Origin of the sequence: Streptococcus sanguinis (assembly GCF_003943655.1) — a bacterium.
Classification (GTDB): domain Bacteria; phylum Bacillota; class Bacilli; order Lactobacillales; family Streptococcaceae; genus Streptococcus; species Streptococcus sanguinis_F.
In genome coordinates this window covers 158,150-177,222 of record NZ_RJMM01000003.1, presented here as the reverse complement: position 1 = coordinate 177,222, position 19,073 = coordinate 158,150, and the positions used below count along the sequence as shown (strand labels likewise).

Below are 19,073 nucleotides of genomic sequence, written 5' to 3'. Positions count from 1 at the left end.
CCTTTTTGCTTTGTTTGCGATGGTAAATAAAAAATGGTATAATAAACAAATAAACTTGTTTTCACTAAGGAGCATGATTTGCTTTTTAGCGGTTTGACTGTAGGTATGAAAGCTAGCATTCGGTCAATAAAACATTGCTGGGCTTGATTGAATGATTATCTTTTATATCCATGTCTCAAAGGAGGAAGACTCATGAAATTTAAAAAGATTACCTTTATGGCCCTTACAGCTTTACTGACGCTTAGTTTAGGTGCTTGTAGCTTGATTGGGCAGAAGCATTCTCAAAAGAATCAGGGTGGGACTGAGAATAGCTCCCGTGAGATCCAAAAGAATACTTCTTCTGACGATATTGAAGAACTCTTGGAAAAAGCAGAAACTGCAAATGAAGATCTAACTTCAATGAAAATGAAGGTAAAACTATCTATCACTGTAGATGGTTCCAATAAAACTCAAACGATGAGCGGAGATCTTCTGTATGATAAAAGCACGGATGAGCTGGCCAAGGGGCATTTAGTCATAGATGGAAAAGAGAGCGGTCAGGAGAGTTATCAAGAAGCGATTATGCCAGGCGGAGAGGATAAACTTTTGTATACTCGTTCTTCTAAAAATGGAACATGGTCTAAGCAAGAAATTGGAAGCGGGGCAGATTATTATGTTCAGCCCGATTATTTCAAACTTATGGATGGCTTTTATCAAATGGCTGATGATGTCACTGTAAAGGAAAGCGGTGATGAATATATCTTTAAATTAAGTAGTAAAAATGCTGATTTACTGGGGCTTTTTGGTGAAGAATTCAAACTAGAGCTGTCAGGTGTTACTCAGGCAGATATGGATAAGAAGTTAGAAGTACGCTTGGATAAAAAGACCTTATTCTTAAAAGAATTTAAGCTAGGTTTATCTTATAAAGGTGAAAAAGGTAGTATGGATGTTCAAACAGATACTCAATATTCTGACTGGAACACTATAGATGAAGATGAGTTTAAGGCGCCTCAGTAAAGCATAAGCAGAATTATTTCTAAAGAATTAGCTGAGAAAGAAAGGAAAAGTCATGCCTTTATTGTTTGCTTTTCGCTACCGTAGAGGACTCTATTTGACCATAGTAATCTGGACCTCTGTCTTCTTAGTCTCAGGCATCATTTTCAGCGCTTTAGCTTCCTTGCTCCTGTTTTCAATTGATAAAGCCATGCCTGGATCAGGAATTATTTCATTCGGTTTGCCTTCTTTCCTTACCTTTCTCTTAGCCAGTCTACTTGAAATTTTTATAATCATCCATGCGGGACGCAAGCTGAGTAAAAAGTGCTTTGTTCTTGCGGGAACAGAATGGGGCTTGACCGTGCGAGGTGCTTTCTTGAAAGAGCATAGCTTTGCTTGGAATCAGCTGGAAAGTGTCTTTTACCGGCCGGCTTGGGGAAGAACTTCTGATGGGCAGGCTTCTTTTCGACTGGGAGTCAGGTACTATCGGAGAGACTACCTATATGTCAAGCCTTATCATGGCAAGTCCGTTCGAGTAGATGTCACTTTTTTAGATGGCAGAATAGAGGATGTTTTTGCTTGCTTAAGCAGGTGCAAACCGGATTTGCCTATTGTGAAAAATTATCAGTGATATTTTTAATGGATTTTGATAAAGTTCCGCTATGACAGACCTGCCAGTTTCAGGAAATAGAATGTACCGTCCAGTTGCTTTTTTAGCGACTGGATTTTTTATGGAAGGAAAACTGAAATNAATTTTGTATTGATTTTAGCCCAGTAGAAGTCGAAGAAAGCAAGCTGAATCTTCTAGAAGCTATCATTTTTTCTTAGTGATTTTTCTGATTCCCTGTGTTATAATAAGAAAGATTAAAAATGTAATTTATCAAAAGGAGAATCTCCAATGGGACGTAAATGGGCTAATATTGTGGCAAAGAAAACGGCCAAAGACGGCGCAAACTCAAAAGTATATGCTAAGTTTGGTGTGGAAATCTATGTAGCAGCTAAAAAAGGTGATCCAGATCCAGAGTCTAACACAGCTTTGAAATTCGTTATCGACCGAGCTAAACAGGCTCAGGTGCCGAAGCATGTCATTGACAAGGCCATCGATAAGGCAAAAGGAAACACGGACGAAACATTTACTGAAGGCCGCTATGAAGGATTTGGACCAAACGGTTCTATGCTGATTGTCGATACTCTGACTTCAAATGTCAATCGGACTGCAGCCAATGTCCGTGCTGCTTTTGGTAAAAATGGCGGTAATATGGGAGCTAGCGGCTCTGTAGCCTATTTGTTTGATAATAAAGGTGTGATTGTCTTTGCGGGTGACGACGCTGACAGCGTCTTTGAACAGCTGCTGGAAGCGGATGTGGATGTTGATGATGTTGAAGCAGAAGAAGGAAGCATCACTGTCTATACAGCGCCAACCGACCTTCACAAGGCCATCGTGGCTCTGCGTGAATCTGGTATTCAAGAATTCCAAGTAACTGAGCTTGAAATGATTCCTCAGTCTGAAGTAGAGTTGACCGGTGAAGACCTCGAAACCTTTGAAAAACTTTATAGCGTTTTAGAAGACGATGAAGATGTCCAAAAAATCTATACGAATGTAGATGGATTCTAAAGATACTTGACCTGTAGTTGGAGCTACAGGTTTTTTATATGATAATAACTTTCAGACTGTATTTACCAGTCAAGATAAGTATGGTAGAATAGAAAGGTCATATTATTAAGTTATTAAGGAGACAATGATGAAAAAAGTATTCCAATACGCGACCTTGCTTCTAGCAGGAATGAGCTTAACAGCCTGTGCCTTGCTTCCGACTTCAAATCAGGATATTCCAAGTAAGCAAAGTCAGGAGAAGAAGGACAAGAAAGCAGCCAGCAATGGGCAAGTAGAGGTCAAGATTAAGGATGGCCAGTTTATTTTGCCAAGCAATGGGGCCGCTGATTCAAAATACTTAGCTTTGTCATTGGAAATTAAGAATAAAACGGATGAAAAAATCATGATTTCCTCTTCAGACATTGGCTTTTATGATTCAGAAGGTGAGAAAATCCAGCCGGTCGGAGTTTATGATGATGCAGAAAACTTTAAAATACTGAAATATGAAGATTTAGCTAAGGGAAAGACTCTTTCTGGTTATCTTGTATTTAAGGTTGAAAAGGATAAAAAATATGAACTGCACTATGAGAAGAAAACTTATGATGCTGATGAGAAAACAGAAGAAATCAAGCTAAATGTTGATCCTTCGAGCTATCCTGATCAAATCGAAGATTCAAAGAAACTAGCTTCTGATTATCTGAATGCTGTTTTCTTAGGTGGAGACGCCAAAAGCAAAGACAAGGCAAAGTCATCCAAGGGCAAGGAAGATTTTGTCTTAGGCGGTAATTTGGAGCAAGATAAAAATGACTTTAGAGCAGCTTTTGCTGAAGACTTCAAACGTAAATTGCATGACTATCCCTTTACTGATAAGGAAGTCAATACCTTTATCGATGCCTATGTGGAAAATAATGCAAAACGCTCCGAAATTTCTTATACAGTAGCCCAGTACATGCCGAACGAGATAGTGATCAAGATTAAACCGAGAACGGTCAGTCTAAGTAAAACCATCCTGAACTACAGTAAAGAGTTTTCTGACAAGCATCGTTCTGAGTATGCGAATCTTTCGGAATTCTATAAAGCACAGGATAAGAATTATGCTGATGACATGATGGCTGGATTGGACTCACGGCCGCTTCTCACCCCAGAACGAGATTATCAGCTAAAATTTGTAAAGACAGATGGAAAATGGGTCTTGGAGCGTGATTTTTCTTATGAATCCATTGTCATCTCCTTCGAAGGTGATATATCCTAATACAAAAATTAGAGGGCTAATTATTGATTATTTGCTCTCTATTTTTGTTTCCGCGTCCAGCTTTGTGCTATACTGGATGGTAGCTAGGTGTATTCGAGTAAAGGAGTCTGCCATGAAAAAATTTTATGATAAACTGATGCAAACGCGGCATTATCTTCATCAGCATCCAGAGCTGTCTGGGCAGGAATTTGAAACGACGGCTTTTCTAAAAGGCTATCTGGAAGATTTGGACATTAGGATTTTGGAATCCGATCTGAAAACCGGCCTAGTTGCCGAGGTTGGGTCCGGCAAGCCCGTTATTGCCCTGAGGGCTGATATCGATGCTCTGCCCATTTTGGAGCGGACCGGTCTGCCTTATGCCAGTCAGAATTCAGGTGTCATGCACGCTTGTGGCCATGATTTTCATCAGACCAGCCTCTTGGGGGCAGCGGAACTGCTCAAGGCTATGGAAGGAGATTTGAGAGGGACAGTTCGTCTGATTTTTCAGCCAGCTGAGGAAACTTCTCAGGGGGCCAGTCAGGTTCTTGCGACTGGTCTGCTGGACGATGTGTCTGCTATTATCGGCTTTCACAATATGCCCCAGCTTAAGGCGGGACAGCTGGCGCTTAAAGAGGGAGCCATGATGGCTGGGGTTGAGAAGTTCAAGGTTGAGGTAGAAGGAGTCAGCAGCCATGCGGCTAGACCAGATCTGGGTGTTGATACAGTATTGACCTTAACCAGTATGATTCAAAACCTGCAGGCTCTAGTGGCCCGTACAGTGTCTCCTTTTGAAGCGGCTGTCTTATCTGTGACTCATATCGAAGCGGGAGCGACCTGGAATGTACTGCCGCAGTCGGGCTTTTTTGAAGGAACGATTCGCAGCTTCAATCCGACCTTGCAGCAGCGTCTCAGGGAAGACTTTATCCGAATTGTAGAGAATACAGCGGAAAATTTTGGTGCTCAGGTCAGGATTTCTTGGGACCATACACCGCCAGTGACCTATAATGACCCCGAATTGGCCGAGCTGCTCTATGAGCACTCACAGAATCTGGCTGAGGTCCTACCAGCCAGTCCATCCTCGGCTGGAGAAGATTTTGCCTTTTATCAGGAGGAGCTTCCAGGCGTCTTTGCCTTTATCGGCTCAAATGGTGCGGAAAATGCTCCTGATCTCCATCACGACAGCATGGTCATTGACGACGAAGCCTTCAAAGTTTCCGTTCCTTACTATGTGGAAAGCGCCCTTTTTCTCTTGCAGCACTACAGATAGAAAGTCTAGTGAATGACTGCGTCAAAGCTGATAAAGAAAAGCTATCACCTCCATAAAAAATATATAATGGTCAAGCTTCTTCTTATTTGATATGATAAAGAAAGACTTTTTAGGAGGAATTCGAAATATGAACCTGAAGAAAACCTTGAAATACTTCTCTTTGGCGGCTGTCAGTGTCTTGGCCATTGGTGCCTTGGTGGCCTGCTCATCATCAAGTGAGAAGAAAACAGAGAAAATAAAGGTAGAAGTCGGAACAGTGGGGACGACCAAACCATTTTCATACGAGGATAAAGACGGTAAACTGACTGGCTACGATATCGAAGTCCTTCGTGCTATCTTTAAGGACTCGGATAAGTATGAAGTCAATTTCAATAAGACCAAGTGGGCTTCTATCTTTTCAGGTTTGGACAGCGACCGCTACCAGATCGGTGCCAATAATATCAGCTATTCTGAAGAGCGGGCTAACAAATATCTCTATGCTAGTCCATATGCGAAAAATCCAACAGTTCTAGTTGTCCGTAAGGGCGAGGGAATCAAATCACTGGATGACATTGGCGGCAAGTCTACTGAGGTTGTTCAGGGGACTTCAACAGCTCAGCAGCTAGAGGACTACAACAAGGAGCATAGCGATAAACCGACAAAAATCAATTATACGGACGGAACCATTCAGCAAATCTTGGCCAATCTCAATGACGGCCGTACGGACTATAAGATTTTTGAGCGCATAACTGTAGAGTCTATTATCAAAGACCAAGGCTTGGATAATCTGGAAGTGATTGAACTTCCAAGCGACCAGCAGCCTTATGTCTATCCGATTATTGCAAGCGGTCAGGAAGACTTGCAAAAATTTGTCAACAAGCGAATCAAGGAACTCTATGAGGACGGTACGCTTGAAAAACTATCACAAGAATTCTTTGGGGGATCTTACCTGCCAGATGCAAAAGACATCAAGTAAGAAATCCCATCAAGTCCAGTCTGCATTTGGCTGACTAGACTTTGATACAAGAAATACGATAAGGGCGGGGAAGCTTATTTCCCCAGCCCTTTATCTGCTGTTAATAGGAGTAATGCATGCCTTTCTCAACTGAGACTGAACAAATCAAGAAATTTGAAAACGACGAGGTAGCCCAGCACTATTTTGAAGTGCTGCGGACCTTGATTTCTAAAAAATCTATCTTTGCCCAGCAGGTTGGCCTGCAGGAAGTAGCCAACTATTTGGGAGAGATTTTTACAGCTGCAGGTGCCAAGGTCATGATTGACGACAGCTATACTGCTCCATTTATTTTGGCGGAGTTTCTTTCTTCAAATCCTGCTGCTAAGACTATTATTTTCTACAACCACTATGATACAGTGCCGGCAGACGATGACCAGCCATGGACCAATGATCCTTTTACACTATCGGTTCATTACGGGGTTATGTATGGGCGAGGAGTGGATGATGACAAGGGGCACATTACCGCTCGTCTGACAGCCGTTCGCAAGTATATTCGAGAGCACGGTGATTTGCCGGTCAATATCATCTTTATGATGGAAGGGGCAGAAGAGTCTGCTTCGACAGACTTAGATAAATATCTGGCCAAGCATCGCAAACGCCTGCGAGGAGCGGATTTGCTGGTTTGGGAGCAAGGCAGCCGCAACAATCTTGGACAGCTGGAAATCTCGGGCGGTAACAAGGGGATTGTTACCTTTGATATGACGGTCAAAAGTGCAGATGTAGATATTCATTCCAGCTTCGGTGGCGTTATCAATTCCGCTTCCTGGTATTTGCTCAATGCTTTATCCAGCTTGCGCAGTCCAGACGGCCGTATCTTAGTTGAAGGAATCTATGAGCAGGTTCAAGAGCCAAATGAACGGGAGATGTCCCTAATTGAGGAATATGCCCTGCGGACTCCTGCAGAGTTGAGTCAGATCTATGGCTTGAAATTACCGGTTTTGCTGGACGAGCGGAAGGAATTTCTCCGTCGCTTTTACTTTGAACCTTCGCTGAATATTGAAGGCTTCGGATCAGGCTATCAAGGCCAAGGGGTTAAAACCATTTTACCTTCAGATGCCCAGGCTAAGATGGAGGTTCGTCTGGTGCCAGGTCTGGAACCACAAGATGTTTTGGACAAGATTCGTCAGCAGCTGGATAAAAATGGCTATCCAGCGGTTGAGCTGACCTATACCTTGGGAGAAATGAGTTATCGCAGCGACATGAGTGCGCCTTCCATTCTCAATCTTATCGAGCTGGCTAAAGATTATTACCAAGAGGGCATCTCTGTTCTGCCGACCTCAGCTGGAACTGGTCCGATGCACACGGTTTATGAAGCCTTGGAGGTTCCTATGGCGGCTTTCGGACTTGGCAATGCTAACAGCCGAGACCATGGCGGAGATGAGAATGTGAAAATTGCTGACTACTATACGCACATAGAGCTCGTTCAAGACTTGATTGGCAGTTATCGTCGAGCTGACTAGCGGCAAAGGAAGACTTATGCTATACTTTATAAGAAAAGACAAATTGAAGCAGGTTGGCTTCTTTTACCTCTTTTATTTCCTAGCCATGCTCTTAGGCGTCTTGGTTGGGCTTCTATTTGATCGCTCAGGCAATATGTTTTACGCTCCAGCTTTTACAGCTTTCTTTGGCGGAGTTCTGTTCATCTTCTATACAGAGAAAATAAAGACCTTCGGTCTGATCAGCGGCTTAGGCTGTCTGCTAGGTTTCTTCTTTCTGCTCAGTCGACATGGCTTTGGAGCCTTTCTACCAGGTTTGATTTGTGGTGTTTTAGCGGATCTTATAGCTCGGTCAGGTAGCTATCAAAAGACTGTTAGAAACTTGCTGGCTTTTATGGTTTTCAGCTTTAGCACAGCGGGTCCTATTTTCCTAATGTGGCTGGCTCCCAAGCAGTATGAAGCTAGTCTTCTTGCCAGAGGAAAGACTCAGGCTTATATCGACCAGGTCATGCTTAAGCCAGAACCCAGCTTAGTCCTCTGGTTTGTAGCCAGCATTTTTCTGGGGGCTTTACTTGGAGCCCTGTTAGGTAGGAAGATCCTTAAAGCTAGACATTCTAAGTCAGCTTCGGTCTAAATATCATCGAAAATATAACTAAGGAGAAAATATGAACAATTTACTCGTACTCCAGTCGGACTTTGGTCTGGTAGATGGAGCTGTGTCAGCCATGATCGGAGTGGCGCTAGAAGAGTCGCCCACTCTGAAAATTCATCATCTGACTCACGATATCACCCCTTACAATATCTTTGAGGGAAGCTATCGTCTCTTTCAGACAGTTAATTACTGGCCGGCAGGAACGACCTTTGTGTCAGTAGTGGATCCGGGTGTGGGCTCCAAGCGTAAGAGTGTGGTAGCCAAGACTAAAAAAGGTCAGTACATCGTTACGCCTGACAATGGCACCCTGTCTTTCATCAAGAAGCATGTCGGCATTGAGGCCATTCGGGAAATTTCTGAGGTGGAAAATCGTCGCAAGGATACGGAGCATTCTTATACTTTCCACGGCCGTGATGTCTATGCCTATACGGGTGCTAAGCTAGCCAGCGGCCATATCAGCTTTGAAGAGGTTGGACCAGAGCTTAAAGTTGAAGACATTGTCGAAATTCAGGTAGTCGAAACTACGCTAGCGGATAATTATGTTAGCGGAGCTATTGATATCCTGGATGTCCGCTTTGGTTCTCTCTGGACCTCTATCACCCGTGAGGAATTCTGCACCTTAAAACCAGAATTTGGCGACCGCTTCGAGGTTACCATCTACAACAATGATATGCTGGTTTATCAAAACCAAGTAACCTATGGCAAGTCCTTTGCGGATGTCCGCATCGGTCAGCCTATCCTTTATATTAACTCCCTCTATCGGGTCGGCTTAGCGATTAACCAAGGTTCCTTTGCTAAGGCCTACAATGTTGGTGTCGGTGCCCAATGGCATATTGAAATCAAAAGAATTGAAAATTAAGGAAGAAGAAAATGAAAAATAATACAATCAGAAACGTAGTCGCAACAGGCATTGGAGCAGCCCTATTCGTGGTCATCGGAATGATCAATATTCCAACGCCTGTACCAAATACCAGCATCCAGCTCCAATACCCTCTGCAAGCTCTTTTTAGCGTCATCTTTGGACCAATCGTCGGTTTCCTGATGGGCTTCATTGGCCACGCCATTAAAGACGCTATGAGCGGTGGCGGACTTTGGTGGTTCTGGATTGCCGGCAGCGGGGTCTTCGGTCTATTAGTTGGCTTCTTTAGAAAATTCTTCCAAGTGGAAGAAGGCAAATTTGAAGTCAAGGATATTATCCGCTTTAACCTAATCCAGTTTGGAGCCAATGCAATCGCTTGGCTAATCGGCCCGATTGGTGATGTGATTGTATCTGGTGAGCCGGTCAATAAGGTCATTGCTCAAAGTATTGTAGCAATTCTGGTGAATTCTGCGACAGTAGCAGTCATCGGAACTGTCTTGCTGACTGCTTACGCTCGCACCCGCACACGCGCAGGAAGTCTCAAAAAAGATTGATTACATCAAAAATTGAAAGATTGGGAGAATTCCTGGTCTTTTTTTGTACAAAATAAAAAACAAAATGTAATTTATATATTGCATTATTTAAAATATATTGTATAATGGACTTATAAAAATGAAGGGAGAAGCGATATGAAAAACATCAAAAATATATATTCACCACTTATTTGGCTTGTTTTGGGTATCATTTTTTTGGTTATAGGACTGAACAATCAAAATCAGACTTTTCTTATTTTTGCTGGCAGTGATATTACAATTGGTTGTGCACTTTTAGGCATAGCAACTAAGAAGAAAAATGATAAGGACAATGATCATGGCAAAAAATCTTAAGCTAAAGATGGCGCGAGTCGAGCATGATATGACTCAGGGCGATTTAGCAGATGCTATCGGAGTGACCCGCCAGACCATTGGCCTGATTGAGGCAGGTAAGTACAATCCCAGTCTCAGTTTATGCTTAGCGATTTGCAAATGTCTCAATAAGACGTTGGATCAATTGTTTTGGATTGAATAGAGAAAGGACTAGTCATGAAAATTAAACTTATTAAACGACAGATCTTAGACGAACGGGAAGAGCAGCTTGTCAACAAGGCCGGCATGGAGGCTTTTAGTCTTTTGCTGTATGGTAGTCTAGCCTTATACGCTGGTTCTGTAGCTATGAATGCTGGAGCTATTCACTATCAGCCCTTCTCGGTTATGATTGCCATTGCCTCTCTTTATTTCATATGTCGCGCTCAGCATCTGGGAGCTAATTATTACAATAGTTTCAGTCTGACTATCTGGGGCTTACTGGTTTCGACAGGTTTTCTGACCTTCTTGATTGCTTGCCAGAATTTCCAACTGAATCATGCTATTTATCATAATAGTGTTTTTCACCCCATGTTTCTATTCGTTATTTTAATTACTTTTGTCATTAACTTTCCCTTTATGCTGCTGGTCAATATTTTCTTGGAGTATATAAATAAATGGCAGAAAAAGCGCTTTGAGAAGTATTTGGACCAATTGGAAGAAGAGAGATAAGCTGTCCTTCTCGCTTAAACTTTCCAGCTCTGCTATTTTTCAAACAAATATTTTGCCCAGTTTTTTTAATCAGGTTATAATATATAGATGAATTAAAAAATTCAGAAAATTTTATAGAGAAAAGAGAGTTGAAATCTTATGGCAAAAGATATTCGCGTCCTACTTTACTACAAATATGTTCCGATTGAGAATGCTGAGAAATTTGCAGCTGATCATCTGGCCTTCTGTAAATCTATCGGTCTGAAAGGCCGTATCTTGGTGGCAGATGAGGGAATCAATGGAACGGTTTCTGGTGATTATGAAACCACTCAAAAATACATGGATTATGTGCATTCCCTACCGGGCATGGAAGATCTTTGGTTCAAGATTGACGAAGAAAATGAACAAGCTTTCAAGAAAATGTTTGTTCGCTACAAGAAGGAAATTGTGCACTTGGGCTTGGAAGACAATGATTTTGACAATGACATCAACCCGTTGGAGACGACAGGAGCTTACCTGTCACCTAAGGAATTTAAGGAAGCCCTTTTGGACGAAGACACTGTTGTCTTAGACACTCGTAACGACTACGAGTACGATCTAGGCCACTTCCGCGGAGCCATCCGTCCAGACATCCGCAACTTCCGCGAATTGCCGCAATGGGTCCGTGATAACAAAGAGAAGTTCATGGACAAGCGCGTGGTTGTTTACTGTACCGGTGGTGTTCGTTGTGAGAAATTCTCAGGCTGGATGGTACGTGAAGGATACAAGGATGTCGGTCAGCTTCATGGCGGTATCGCGACTTACGGCAAGGATCCAGAAGTTCAAGGTGAGCTTTGGGACGGCAAGATGTATGTCTTTGATGAGCGTATCTCCGTTGATATCAACCATGTTGATCCAGTTGTGATTGGGAAAGACTGGTTTGACGGTACTCCTTGCGAGCGCTATGTCAACTGTGGCAATCCAGAGTGTAACCGTCGCATCCTGACCTCTGAAGAAAATGAAGACAAGTACCTCCGTGGCTGTTCTCACGAATGTCGTGTTCACCCTCGCAACCGTTATGTGGCTGAAAACGGCTTGAGCCAGGCAGAAGTGATGGAGCGTTTGGCTGCGATTGGGGAAAGCTTGGAAACATTGGTAGCTCAGTAATAAGGAGAGATCCTAATGGAAAAATTTTGTGTTTATGGGAAATTAATGGCCCAAGAAGGAAAGGTGCAGGAACTTACTGCTTACATGCAAGAAGTTGTCAAAGAAATGCAAAATCTTGACACTTGTTTCTGCTATATCTTAGGTGAGAAGGCAGATGAACCCAACAGCATCTATATTTACGAAGTTTGGGAGAGCGAGCAAGCTCACAATGACAGTCTGACCTTGGAAGTTTTTCAAAATCTCATTGCAAAAGCTAGACCCATTATTGCAGGCATGGAAAATTTGCATAAGCTGACTATTTTTGATGGTAAGGCAAGTTTCTAAATTCCTAAGAAAAACTAAAAACTTTAGACGATTCAAACGTCTAAAGTTTTTTTTCATTTATCTACAGGTAAAAGTCTTGTTGGACAGAGATTTGGGAAAGCAGACTATTTCCGCCGATTCTTGGGGCATCTCGCGGATTATCACTTGATTTCTGGTTTTCTTTCCACAGTTCTGATTTTTTGTCCTTTCTTTTTGATGTGATATAATGGGCTTAAATAAATGGGAAAGGAGCAAGTCTATGTCTAAAGCTATCATGGAAGAAGTGGCGGCCTATCTACGTCAGCATACAGATCAAGAGCTGAGTCTGACCGATTTGGCTCAGTATTTCCATTATAGTCCTTCCCATCTATCCAGAACTTTCAAGAAAAAGATGGGCTTTTCTATCAAGCAATATGTGGAAGCTCTTAAGATGGAAAAAGGGATTCAGGAAATTGTGGAAGGTCGGCAAAATGTGACCGAGACCTCTATGGAAGCTGGTTATGATAGTCTAGGCAGCTTCTCCAATACGTTTAAGCGGCATACTGGACTTTCGCCTAAAAAATACTATCAAGAATCAACCAAGGCTTATGATTTTATGATCAAACAGCTGGATGAGAAGGGAGCTTTGTTGCATCAGGATCCCGACTGTAAAAGTGGCAATCGCTTGACCGTGGCGCTATCTTATCCTGAGGGGTATGAACCTCGTATCAGCTGTGTCGGGCTTTTTAAAACCCGCATACCTAAAGAAGAGCCAGTTATCGGAGTAGCACTGAGTCAGGAGAGACTGTTTACTTTTGAAAATGTACCGGATGGCCACTACTATCTTTTGGCCTGTGAATTGCTGGAGGATTTACGCCTAACTAAAAACTATGTCTTGAAGCATAACTTTCGCTGGGGCAGCGATGAGCCTCTCACTTTTTCAGGCGATAGCATCTATCAGGAGGAAATCAGCATGCGCAGGCCCTTGCCCAGCGATCCACCTATTACAGTTAATCTTCCAGTTTTAATCATGCGTTCCCTAGCCAAACAAGCGCAATTGAGAATAAGAAAATTTTTATCCTAATTGATAAACTGATACTAGAGATTTATTCTCAGATATAAAAAATTGGAGGAACAATAATGAAATTAGACGTGTTTTTAAGTTTCAATGGTCAGGCCGAAGAAGCTTTTCGTTTTTATGCAGATCTTTTTCAGACAGAGATAAAGGGACTTGTCCGAGCCAGTGATATGATGGATCCAGCTGACCTTCCTGCAGAAAAACGGGATAAGGTTGCCTGGATTGCCTTAGATACGGAAAACTTAACTCTGCATGGTGAGGATGTAGGTGTTTTTAATGACCTATCTATTCCTAGCAATCATCAGCCCAATCAATGGTTGGTTCTGAGTCCAGATAGTAGAGAAGAAGCCGATGAGCTCTTTGCTAAGCTTGCTGAAGGTGGGCAAATTCTCTATCCTTTAGAGGAACAAGCTTTCGCAGAGTTTTATGGCCGCTTGATTGACCGTTTTGGTATCGGCTGGGATGTGATGAAATGAGGTAGAAGGATGGCTTATAGTGAATCCTTAGCCCAGCAAGTCCGTGCCATTTTAGCTACTGATCTTCCCCCTCATGTTTTTGAAGAAGAGGTAGAAGAGAAGAAGATGTTTGGTGGTTTGGCTTTTATGGTCCGAGGTAAGATGACCGTTACTGTGAGTTCGAGAAGTCAAGAGCTTATCATGGTACGCATCGGTAAGGAAATGGAAAAGCAGGTTCTGCCTAAAAATGGTGCTAGCGTGACTTTAATGAAGGGTAGGCTTTATCATGGCTATATTGATTTAGATGGCGAAGGACAAAAAGAACTGTCTTACTGGATCAAGCTAGCCTTGTCCTACAATCAGGAGCTGACGCAGCAGAATAAAAAATGAGAAGTGCTCAGATGAGTTTGGCTTTCTTAGAAGTTTATTCATTGTCTTTTTATGAAATTCAAATATATTCTTAGAATCTGTATTGATGAAGCTTTCAATCGAAAAGTATCTTCATGGATACAGGTTTTTTCGTCTTTTTCTTCCAAAAATGTTATACTAATACCAGAGTCCGTTTTGCGAATGAAGTTTATCTTTAAAAGTCTTGGAGAAAAGCTAGTTTGTACCAGTATTGAGTTTTGATTTTGCATTTTCTCGCTTTTTGAAAGGCTTTTGTCGTTAGAAAGGAGCATGGTATGAGTATTTCTTTTTACATTCAGAACCGAAAGGGCTTGTTTAGCTATAAGGCGGTCGAAACACCCTTGTCTCTGGTTTCCTTAGTAGAAGGGCTTGAGGTCATAGGCCTCGAGGGCGATAAGGCTTATCAATCCTTGGATCAGGTCGGAACTTTTCTGGCTGTCTATTGGGAAGGGGCAGGCCGCGGGTTTGAAGTTTATTATCTGCCAGACCGGGAAACCTATCAGGTCCGCGTCTTGACACCATCAACTGTGGGTGATTGGAAAGGGGCCATTCTCTTCATGAGTCGTTTGGCTCAAAAGATGAAGCAGGATATTGTCGATGAATACGGCACCACATACACTGCTGACGGGATTTTTAATATTGATTTTGAAGCGGATATTCTCTACGGCCTGAACGATGCCAGAGTTGCAGCTGCGCCTATGCATGTTTTCGAAGGCTATGCTCATGATTTGTATATGTCGCAGGAAAAACTTCTGGAACTTTTCAAGGCAGAAGATCCTGTGGAGGAGTTTGGCAGGCAGATGGCTGAGATGCAGCAGGTTCAGAGTCAATTTTCTACTCCTAAGTATTATAAGGATCAGGGTGGGAAATACCTGGGTTCTTATGTCTTGGCAGAAGGAGTGGACACAGTCCTTCCAACTCAGCCCATGCCCAAGGGCTACCTGATTAAAGAGATGATTGAGAGCGGTGCTAGTCAAGATATGGAATGGCATCTTCATATCCTGATAGAGGATGCCAGCAGTCCGCAGGGGTATAAATATCTGACAACAAAGGATTTAAAAGCTTTTTTAGAGAAGATTCCGGACACTCACCGTAGCTATCTGGATTCCAGCCAGATCCGGATTCAGCCACTTAGTCGACTGGAACTGGAAGCCATTTTGGATCAACTTCCCGATGGAGAACCGAAGTTTTAAAGGCTAGGAAAATCTACTTTTTGAATCTTAACAGAGCTGCCAAAAGGCGGCTTTTTTTAGGGCTATCAGCAGTTCTCACAATTTTGTGACTCTTTTCGTTTTGATAACATTATTGAAAATATCTCGAAAATTTCAAAAAGAAGCTATAGAATAGAGGTCAGTTTTATAAAAAGGAGAACGAAATGAAAGAAAAACACATGCTAATCTTGGGCTGGGTGGCTACTTTTATGTCTGTTATGATGTATGTTTCCTATATCCCACAGATTATGAATAATCTAGCTGGCAACAAGGGTGACTTTATCCAGCCTTCAGTAGCTGCTCTAAACTGTACTCTCTGGGTCATTTATGGCCTATTTAAAGAGAAACGGGATATTCCTTTGGCAGCGGCTAATATGCCGGGCATCGTATTTGGCTTGATTACTGCTGCAACAGCCCTTATGTAAGATGAGATTGGGAGTTATTCCCAGTCTTTTTTGTTGGAAAATCATTGGATAAAGTACTCACTTCACTTGTAGCTATAGAGTCTGCCTATGGCTTTGGCTATGTAGAAAATATGCAGGCAGCGTTCAGTAGACAGCCTTTTTATGATACAATGGTAAGATGAAGTCAGTAGACACCTGCTGGCATTTTCATCAGTAAGAAAGGGGTAAGAGAGCAAGCCTATGATACTTGAAGAATTTGACCAAAGTCGCAAGGCCATCATCAACCCAGAGGACTTGAATGAGTCCATAAAAGGTTTTCCGGAGACGGCTGTTTCCTGCTTTGCCAGAGAGACTTTTGCGCGGATGCTAGCGGATTTTGAGCATGAGCTGATTACGACGACCAGCATGGCTAATATTGAAATTCCTATCTATCAGGTCTTAGTGGATGGACGGGAACTGGCCCTCTTCAATGCACCGGTTGGCGCTTCGGCCTGTGTGGCTATTCTGGAAGACCTGATTGCTTTTGGCATGAAAAAGTTAGTACTTTTCGGGACTTGCGGCATCTTGGATGAGGAGATTAAGGAAACTTCCGTCATTATCCCGACAGCTGCCCTGCGTGATGAGGGGACTAGTTATCACTACCAGCCAGCTAGCCGTGAGCTGGAAGTCAATCTTGGCTTGAAAGATTTTCTGACGGCTTTTCTGGAGGAGCGCGGTATTTCCCATAGCAAGGGCAAGGTCTGGACGACAGACGGCATTTACCGTGAGACGCCTGCTAAGCTCCGCCATAGAAAGGCGGAGGGCGCGATCTGTGTGGATATGGAATGCTCAGCTGTAGCGGCTTTAGCAGCTTTTCGAGAGATAACCGTCTGCCAGTTCTTCTATGCAGCTGACCACTTATCTGAGGAAGCTTGGGATATGCGTAACCTAGCCAATCATGCAGACTTGGACGAAAAAGATAAGATTGCCAATCTAGCGATTCAGATCGCTCTGGCACTATAGAGAAATAAGATGAAAAAACCAATTATCCAATTTGAAGACTTTAGCTTTCAATATCAGGCCCAGTCTGAGCCGACCCTGAAGCAGATTAATCTGACTATTTACGAGGGGGAAAAGGTTCTGATTGTCGGGCCTTCTGGCTCTGGTAAGTCAACGCTGGGCCAGTGTCTCAATGGGATTACCCCCAACATTTATAAAGGAGAGGCCAGCGGTCAGCTCTTGATTAAGGGGCAGCCAGCCTTTGAATCCAGCATTTATGATAAGTCCAATCTAGTCAGCACGGTCTTGCAGGACACGGATGGCCAGTTTATCGGGCTAAGCGTGGCAGAAGATCTGGCCTTTGCACTGGAAAATGACGTGATGGAGCTGTCGCTTATGCGCGAAAAAATCAAAACTTGGTCTGGGAAGCTGGATTTATCGGAGCTTTTGCAGCATCGGCCCCAGGATCTATCAGGCGGTCAAAAGCAGCGCGTCAGTCTGGCTGGGGTTTTGATTGACGAGAGTCCTATTTTGCTCTTTGACGAGCCCTTGGCCAATCTGGATCCCAAGTCAGGTCAGGATACCATTGATTTGATTGACCAGCTTCATCGGGAGACGGAAACGACGACTCTGATTATCGAGCACCGTTTAGAAGATGTTCTCTACAGACCGGTAGACCGCTTAGTGCTTGTCAATGACGGACGCATTCTCTTTAATGGACAGCCGGATGACCTGCTCAGGACCCAACTGCTAGCTGAAAATGGTATCCGCGAACCGCTCTACATTACCACTCTACGCCAGCTGGGTGTTGATGTGGAAAAGACTGAGGGATTGTCACACTTGGATCAGCTGCAGTTGGCCGATGTGACCTTTGAAGGCAGAGACTGGTCTGACTCTGACAAAGAGCCTCAGGAGCCCTTACTGGAACTGGAGCATGTGTCCTTTGCTTACCAGAGCGGCGGCAAGCCTATTTTGCAGGATATCAGCCTGAAGATTTTCAAGGGAGAGCGGATAGCCATCGTTGGTAAAAATGGAGCTGGTAAGTCAACTCTGGCCAAGGCTCTTTGTCAGTTTATCGAGACTGAAGGAATCTATAGCTGGAAAGATCAGGACATCAAAGGAGACTCTATCAAGGAGCGGGCTGAGCGGATTGGCTATGTTCTGCAGAATCCTAATCAGATGATTTCAGCAGCCATGATTTTTGATGAAGTGGCTCTAGGCTTGCGCTTGCGCGGACTGGCAGAAGCAGATATCGAAGAGCGGGTCCATGCGGCTCTCAAGACCTGTGGCCTCTACGAATTTCGTAGTTGGCCGATTTCGGCCCTGTCTTTCGGTCAGAAGAAGCGGGTGACCATTGCTTCTATCCTAGTGCTGAATCCAGAGATTATCCTCTTGGATGAGCCGACAGCTGGTCAGGACCAGCGCCATTATACGGAGATGATGGACTTTCTAGACGAGCTTAACCAGCAGGGACATACCATTATCATGATTACGCACGATATGCAGCTGATGCTGGATTACTCAGATCGGGCAGTGGTTGTGGTGGATGGTCAGATTTTAGCCGATAAGGCGCCTGCTCAGGTGCTGACAGATCAAGAGTTGATTGCGGCGGCTCATCTAAAGGAAACGTCAATCTTTGCTCTAGCTGAGAAGATTGGTGCCGACCCTCTGGCTTTGACCGAGTTTTATATGCGAAAAAAGGAGGACAAGCATGCTTAATCAGCGAAAATTAATCGGCTACCATGCAGGCGAGACGTTTCTTCATGGTCTGTCCGGTGCCAGCAAGATGCTCTTCTTCGTTCTGGTATCAGTGGCAGCTATGATTAGCTATGATACTCGCTTTTTGCTGGGGCTAGCCCTGCTGTCCCTCTGCCTCTTTCGGTTGTCCCACATCCGCATCCGAGACATTTCATTTGTTTTAGTCTTTGCAGCATCCTTTGCTGCTCTTAACTTAGTGATGGTCTATCTTTTCGCCCCTCAGTATGGTGTTGATATCTATGGAGCCAAAGATGTCCTCTGGACCGGATGGGGAGCCTATAATCTAACAGCTCAGGAGTTGTTCTACCTCTTTAATCTCCTGCTCAAGTATGTTTCGACCATTCCTCTGGCAGTGATTTTCCTCATGACAACCCATCCCAGTCAGTTTGCTTCCAGCCTTCATCAGATCGGTATTTCCTATAAAATTGCTTACGCGGTCAGTCTGACGCTCCGCTACATTCCAGATTTGCAGGAAGAATTCTTCCTGATCAGGATGTCCCAGGAAGCGCGCGGTCAGGAATTGTCCAAGAAGGCCAAACTGACTCAGCGCGTGAAAGGAAATCTGCAGATTATCATTCCGCTGATTTTCAGCTCGCTAGAGCGCATCAATACCATTGCCACGGCCATGGAGCTGCGCCGTTTCGGAAAAAATAAAAAACGAACCTGGTATACCTATCAGGCTCTGACTAAACGAGATATGATAGTGCTGGCACTGGCAGTTGCCTTTCTATTGCTCTGCTTTGTACTCTTCGCAGTCAACCACGGCCGCTTTTATAATCCGTGGAGGTAGGAAAG

At 43.6% G+C, this 19,073-nt stretch carries 23 protein-coding genes; all 23 read left to right on the top strand.

Translation table 11 applies throughout. From position 1 onward, the window contains the following. The first annotated feature begins 192 nt into the window (after nt 1-192). The 23 genes from D8886_RS03120 (at nt 193) to D8886_RS02995 (ending at nt 19,068) form a co-directional block, all read left to right on the top strand. On the top strand, nt 193-996 hold the full coding sequence (locus D8886_RS03120) for a DUF6612 family protein (RefSeq protein ID WP_125434204.1): 804 nt from the start codon (nt 193-195) through the stop codon (nt 994-996). 187 nt (nt 997-1,183) lie between these two features. Next, nucleotides 1,184-1,603, top strand: a complete 420-nt coding sequence (locus D8886_RS11675) for a hypothetical protein (protein WP_311155158.1) — start codon at nt 1,184-1,186, stop codon at nt 1,601-1,603. Nucleotides 1,604-1,870: 267 nt separating this feature from the next. Further along, entirely contained in the window at nt 1,871-2,587 is a 717-nt protein-coding gene (locus tag D8886_RS03105) for a YebC/PmpR family DNA-binding transcriptional regulator (protein WP_002907099.1), read from the top strand. A 124-nt stretch (nt 2,588-2,711) separates the two neighbouring features. After that, the gene (locus tag D8886_RS03100; protein WP_185761236.1) at nt 2,712-3,818 is read left to right on the top strand and encodes a DUF4352 domain-containing protein; all 1,107 of its coding nucleotides are present in this window, start codon (nt 2,712-2,714) and stop codon (nt 3,816-3,818) included. A 112-nt stretch (nt 3,819-3,930) separates the two neighbouring features. Beyond that, a complete protein-coding gene (locus D8886_RS03095) occupies nt 3,931-5,064 on the top strand; it encodes a M20 peptidase aminoacylase family protein (RefSeq protein WP_125434202.1) in 1,134 nt (377 codons plus the stop codon). Between the two features lie 127 nt (nt 5,065-5,191). Continuing rightward, a complete protein-coding gene (locus D8886_RS03090) occupies nt 5,192-6,019 on the top strand; it encodes an amino acid ABC transporter substrate-binding protein (RefSeq protein ID WP_032909757.1) in 828 nt (275 codons plus the stop codon). Between the two features lie 116 nt (nt 6,020-6,135). Continuing rightward, nucleotides 6,136-7,518: a M20/M25/M40 family metallo-hydrolase gene (locus tag D8886_RS03085; RefSeq protein ID WP_125434201.1), complete on the top strand. Its 1,383-nt coding sequence runs from the start codon at nt 6,136-6,138 to the stop codon at nt 7,516-7,518. 16 nt (nt 7,519-7,534) lie between these two features. Continuing rightward, nucleotides 7,535-8,128: an MptD family putative ECF transporter S component gene (locus D8886_RS03080; protein ID WP_125434200.1), complete on the top strand. Its 594-nt coding sequence runs from the start codon at nt 7,535-7,537 to the stop codon at nt 8,126-8,128. Between the two features lie 31 nt (nt 8,129-8,159). After that, nucleotides 8,160-9,005, top strand: coding sequence for an SAM hydrolase/SAM-dependent halogenase family protein (locus D8886_RS03075; protein WP_002911906.1), 846 nt, complete (start codon nt 8,160-8,162; stop codon nt 9,003-9,005). Between the two features lie 11 nt (nt 9,006-9,016). Beyond that, on the top strand, nt 9,017-9,559 hold the full coding sequence (locus D8886_RS03070; protein WP_002900998.1) for an ECF-type riboflavin transporter substrate-binding protein: 543 nt from the start codon (nt 9,017-9,019) through the stop codon (nt 9,557-9,559). A gap of 135 nt (nt 9,560-9,694) precedes the next feature. Beyond that, the gene (locus tag D8886_RS03065; RefSeq protein WP_125434199.1) at nt 9,695-9,892 is read left to right on the top strand and encodes a hypothetical protein; all 198 of its coding nucleotides are present in this window, start codon (nt 9,695-9,697) and stop codon (nt 9,890-9,892) included. Next, nucleotides 9,876-10,073 carry a helix-turn-helix transcriptional regulator gene (locus D8886_RS03060; RefSeq protein WP_125434198.1) on the top strand — a complete coding sequence of 66 codons (198 nt, stop codon included), beginning with the start codon at nt 9,876-9,878 and terminating at the stop codon, nt 10,071-10,073. The genes D8886_RS03065 and D8886_RS03060 overlap by 17 nt, the downstream gene beginning before the upstream one ends. 14 nt (nt 10,074-10,087) lie before the next feature. Further along, on the top strand, nt 10,088-10,579 hold the full coding sequence (locus D8886_RS03055; protein WP_125434197.1) for a DUF6773 family protein: 492 nt from the start codon (nt 10,088-10,090) through the stop codon (nt 10,577-10,579). A gap of 138 nt (nt 10,580-10,717) precedes the next feature. Next, a complete protein-coding gene (trhO, locus tag D8886_RS03050) occupies nt 10,718-11,704 on the top strand; it encodes an oxygen-dependent tRNA uridine(34) hydroxylase TrhO (RefSeq protein WP_002915762.1) in 987 nt (328 codons plus the stop codon). A 15-nt stretch (nt 11,705-11,719) separates the two neighbouring features. Next, entirely contained in the window at nt 11,720-12,028 is a 309-nt protein-coding gene (locus D8886_RS03045) for a putative quinol monooxygenase (protein ID WP_002903981.1), read from the top strand. A 238-nt stretch (nt 12,029-12,266) separates the two neighbouring features. Next, the gene (locus tag D8886_RS03035; protein ID WP_125434196.1) at nt 12,267-13,070 is read left to right on the top strand and encodes a helix-turn-helix transcriptional regulator; all 804 of its coding nucleotides are present in this window, start codon (nt 12,267-12,269) and stop codon (nt 13,068-13,070) included. Between the two features lie 56 nt (nt 13,071-13,126). Next, on the top strand, nt 13,127-13,540 hold the full coding sequence (locus D8886_RS03030) for a VOC family protein (RefSeq protein ID WP_002902560.1): 414 nt from the start codon (nt 13,127-13,129) through the stop codon (nt 13,538-13,540). A 9-nt stretch (nt 13,541-13,549) separates the two neighbouring features. Further along, entirely contained in the window at nt 13,550-13,909 is a 360-nt protein-coding gene (locus tag D8886_RS03025) for a TfoX/Sxy family protein (protein ID WP_002902561.1), read from the top strand. A gap of 293 nt (nt 13,910-14,202) precedes the next feature. Next, complete coding sequence (locus D8886_RS03015) at nt 14,203-15,120, top strand: DUF4299 family protein (RefSeq protein ID WP_002902563.1); 918 nt, start codon at nt 14,203-14,205, stop codon at nt 15,118-15,120. Nucleotides 15,121-15,302: 182 nt separating this feature from the next. Next, a complete protein-coding gene (locus D8886_RS03010) occupies nt 15,303-15,563 on the top strand; it encodes a SemiSWEET family transporter (protein WP_002898091.1) in 261 nt (86 codons plus the stop codon). Between the two features lie 219 nt (nt 15,564-15,782). After that, nucleotides 15,783-16,544 carry a nucleoside phosphorylase gene (locus tag D8886_RS03005; protein ID WP_125434195.1) on the top strand — a complete coding sequence of 254 codons (762 nt, stop codon included), beginning with the start codon at nt 15,783-15,785 and terminating at the stop codon, nt 16,542-16,544. A 9-nt stretch (nt 16,545-16,553) separates the two neighbouring features. After that, entirely contained in the window at nt 16,554-18,239 is a 1,686-nt protein-coding gene (locus tag D8886_RS03000) for an ABC transporter ATP-binding protein (RefSeq protein ID WP_125434194.1), read from the top strand. Continuing rightward, a complete protein-coding gene (locus D8886_RS02995) occupies nt 18,232-19,068 on the top strand; it encodes an energy-coupling factor transporter transmembrane component T family protein (RefSeq protein ID WP_125434193.1) in 837 nt (278 codons plus the stop codon). The genes D8886_RS03000 and D8886_RS02995 overlap by 8 nt, the downstream gene beginning before the upstream one ends. Nucleotides 19,069-19,073 lie beyond the last annotated feature (5 nt).

Excerpts from the sequence above, each read along its gene's own strand:
- D8886_RS03120 (WP_125434204.1), top strand. The coding sequence starts at position 193 with ATGAAATTTAAAAAGATTACCTTTATGGCCCTTACAGCTTTACTGACG.
- D8886_RS11675 (WP_311155158.1), top strand. The coding sequence starts at position 1,184 with ATGCCTGGATCAGGAATTATTTCATTCGGTTTGCCTTCTTTCCTTACC.
- D8886_RS03105 (WP_002907099.1), top strand. The coding sequence starts at position 1,871 with ATGGGACGTAAATGGGCTAATATTGTGGCAAAGAAAACGGCCAAAGAC.
- D8886_RS03100 (WP_185761236.1), top strand. The coding sequence starts at position 2,712 with ATGATGAAAAAAGTATTCCAATACGCGACCTTGCTTCTAGCAGGAATG.
- D8886_RS03095 (WP_125434202.1), top strand. The coding sequence starts at position 3,931 with ATGAAAAAATTTTATGATAAACTGATGCAAACGCGGCATTATCTTCAT.
- D8886_RS03090 (WP_032909757.1), top strand. The coding sequence starts at position 5,192 with ATGAACCTGAAGAAAACCTTGAAATACTTCTCTTTGGCGGCTGTCAGT.
- D8886_RS03085 (WP_125434201.1), top strand. The coding sequence starts at position 6,136 with ATGCCTTTCTCAACTGAGACTGAACAAATCAAGAAATTTGAAAACGAC.
- D8886_RS03080 (WP_125434200.1), top strand. The coding sequence starts at position 7,535 with ATGCTATACTTTATAAGAAAAGACAAATTGAAGCAGGTTGGCTTCTTT.
- D8886_RS03075 (WP_002911906.1), top strand. The coding sequence starts at position 8,160 with ATGAACAATTTACTCGTACTCCAGTCGGACTTTGGTCTGGTAGATGGA.
- D8886_RS03070 (WP_002900998.1), top strand. The coding sequence starts at position 9,017 with ATGAAAAATAATACAATCAGAAACGTAGTCGCAACAGGCATTGGAGCA.
- D8886_RS03065 (WP_125434199.1), top strand. The coding sequence starts at position 9,695 with ATGAAAAACATCAAAAATATATATTCACCACTTATTTGGCTTGTTTTG.
- D8886_RS03060 (WP_125434198.1), top strand. The coding sequence starts at position 9,876 with ATGGCAAAAAATCTTAAGCTAAAGATGGCGCGAGTCGAGCATGATATG.
- D8886_RS03055 (WP_125434197.1), top strand. The coding sequence starts at position 10,088 with ATGAAAATTAAACTTATTAAACGACAGATCTTAGACGAACGGGAAGAG.
- trhO (WP_002915762.1), top strand. The coding sequence starts at position 10,718 with ATGGCAAAAGATATTCGCGTCCTACTTTACTACAAATATGTTCCGATT.
- D8886_RS03045 (WP_002903981.1), top strand. The coding sequence starts at position 11,720 with ATGGAAAAATTTTGTGTTTATGGGAAATTAATGGCCCAAGAAGGAAAG.
- D8886_RS03035 (WP_125434196.1), top strand. The coding sequence starts at position 12,267 with ATGTCTAAAGCTATCATGGAAGAAGTGGCGGCCTATCTACGTCAGCAT.
- D8886_RS03030 (WP_002902560.1), top strand. The coding sequence starts at position 13,127 with ATGAAATTAGACGTGTTTTTAAGTTTCAATGGTCAGGCCGAAGAAGCT.
- D8886_RS03025 (WP_002902561.1), top strand. The coding sequence starts at position 13,550 with ATGGCTTATAGTGAATCCTTAGCCCAGCAAGTCCGTGCCATTTTAGCT.
- D8886_RS03015 (WP_002902563.1), top strand. The coding sequence starts at position 14,203 with ATGAGTATTTCTTTTTACATTCAGAACCGAAAGGGCTTGTTTAGCTAT.
- D8886_RS03010 (WP_002898091.1), top strand. The coding sequence starts at position 15,303 with ATGAAAGAAAAACACATGCTAATCTTGGGCTGGGTGGCTACTTTTATG.
- D8886_RS03005 (WP_125434195.1), top strand. The coding sequence starts at position 15,783 with ATGATACTTGAAGAATTTGACCAAAGTCGCAAGGCCATCATCAACCCA.
- D8886_RS03000 (WP_125434194.1), top strand. The coding sequence starts at position 16,554 with ATGAAAAAACCAATTATCCAATTTGAAGACTTTAGCTTTCAATATCAG.
- D8886_RS02995 (WP_125434193.1), top strand. The coding sequence starts at position 18,232 with ATGCTTAATCAGCGAAAATTAATCGGCTACCATGCAGGCGAGACGTTT.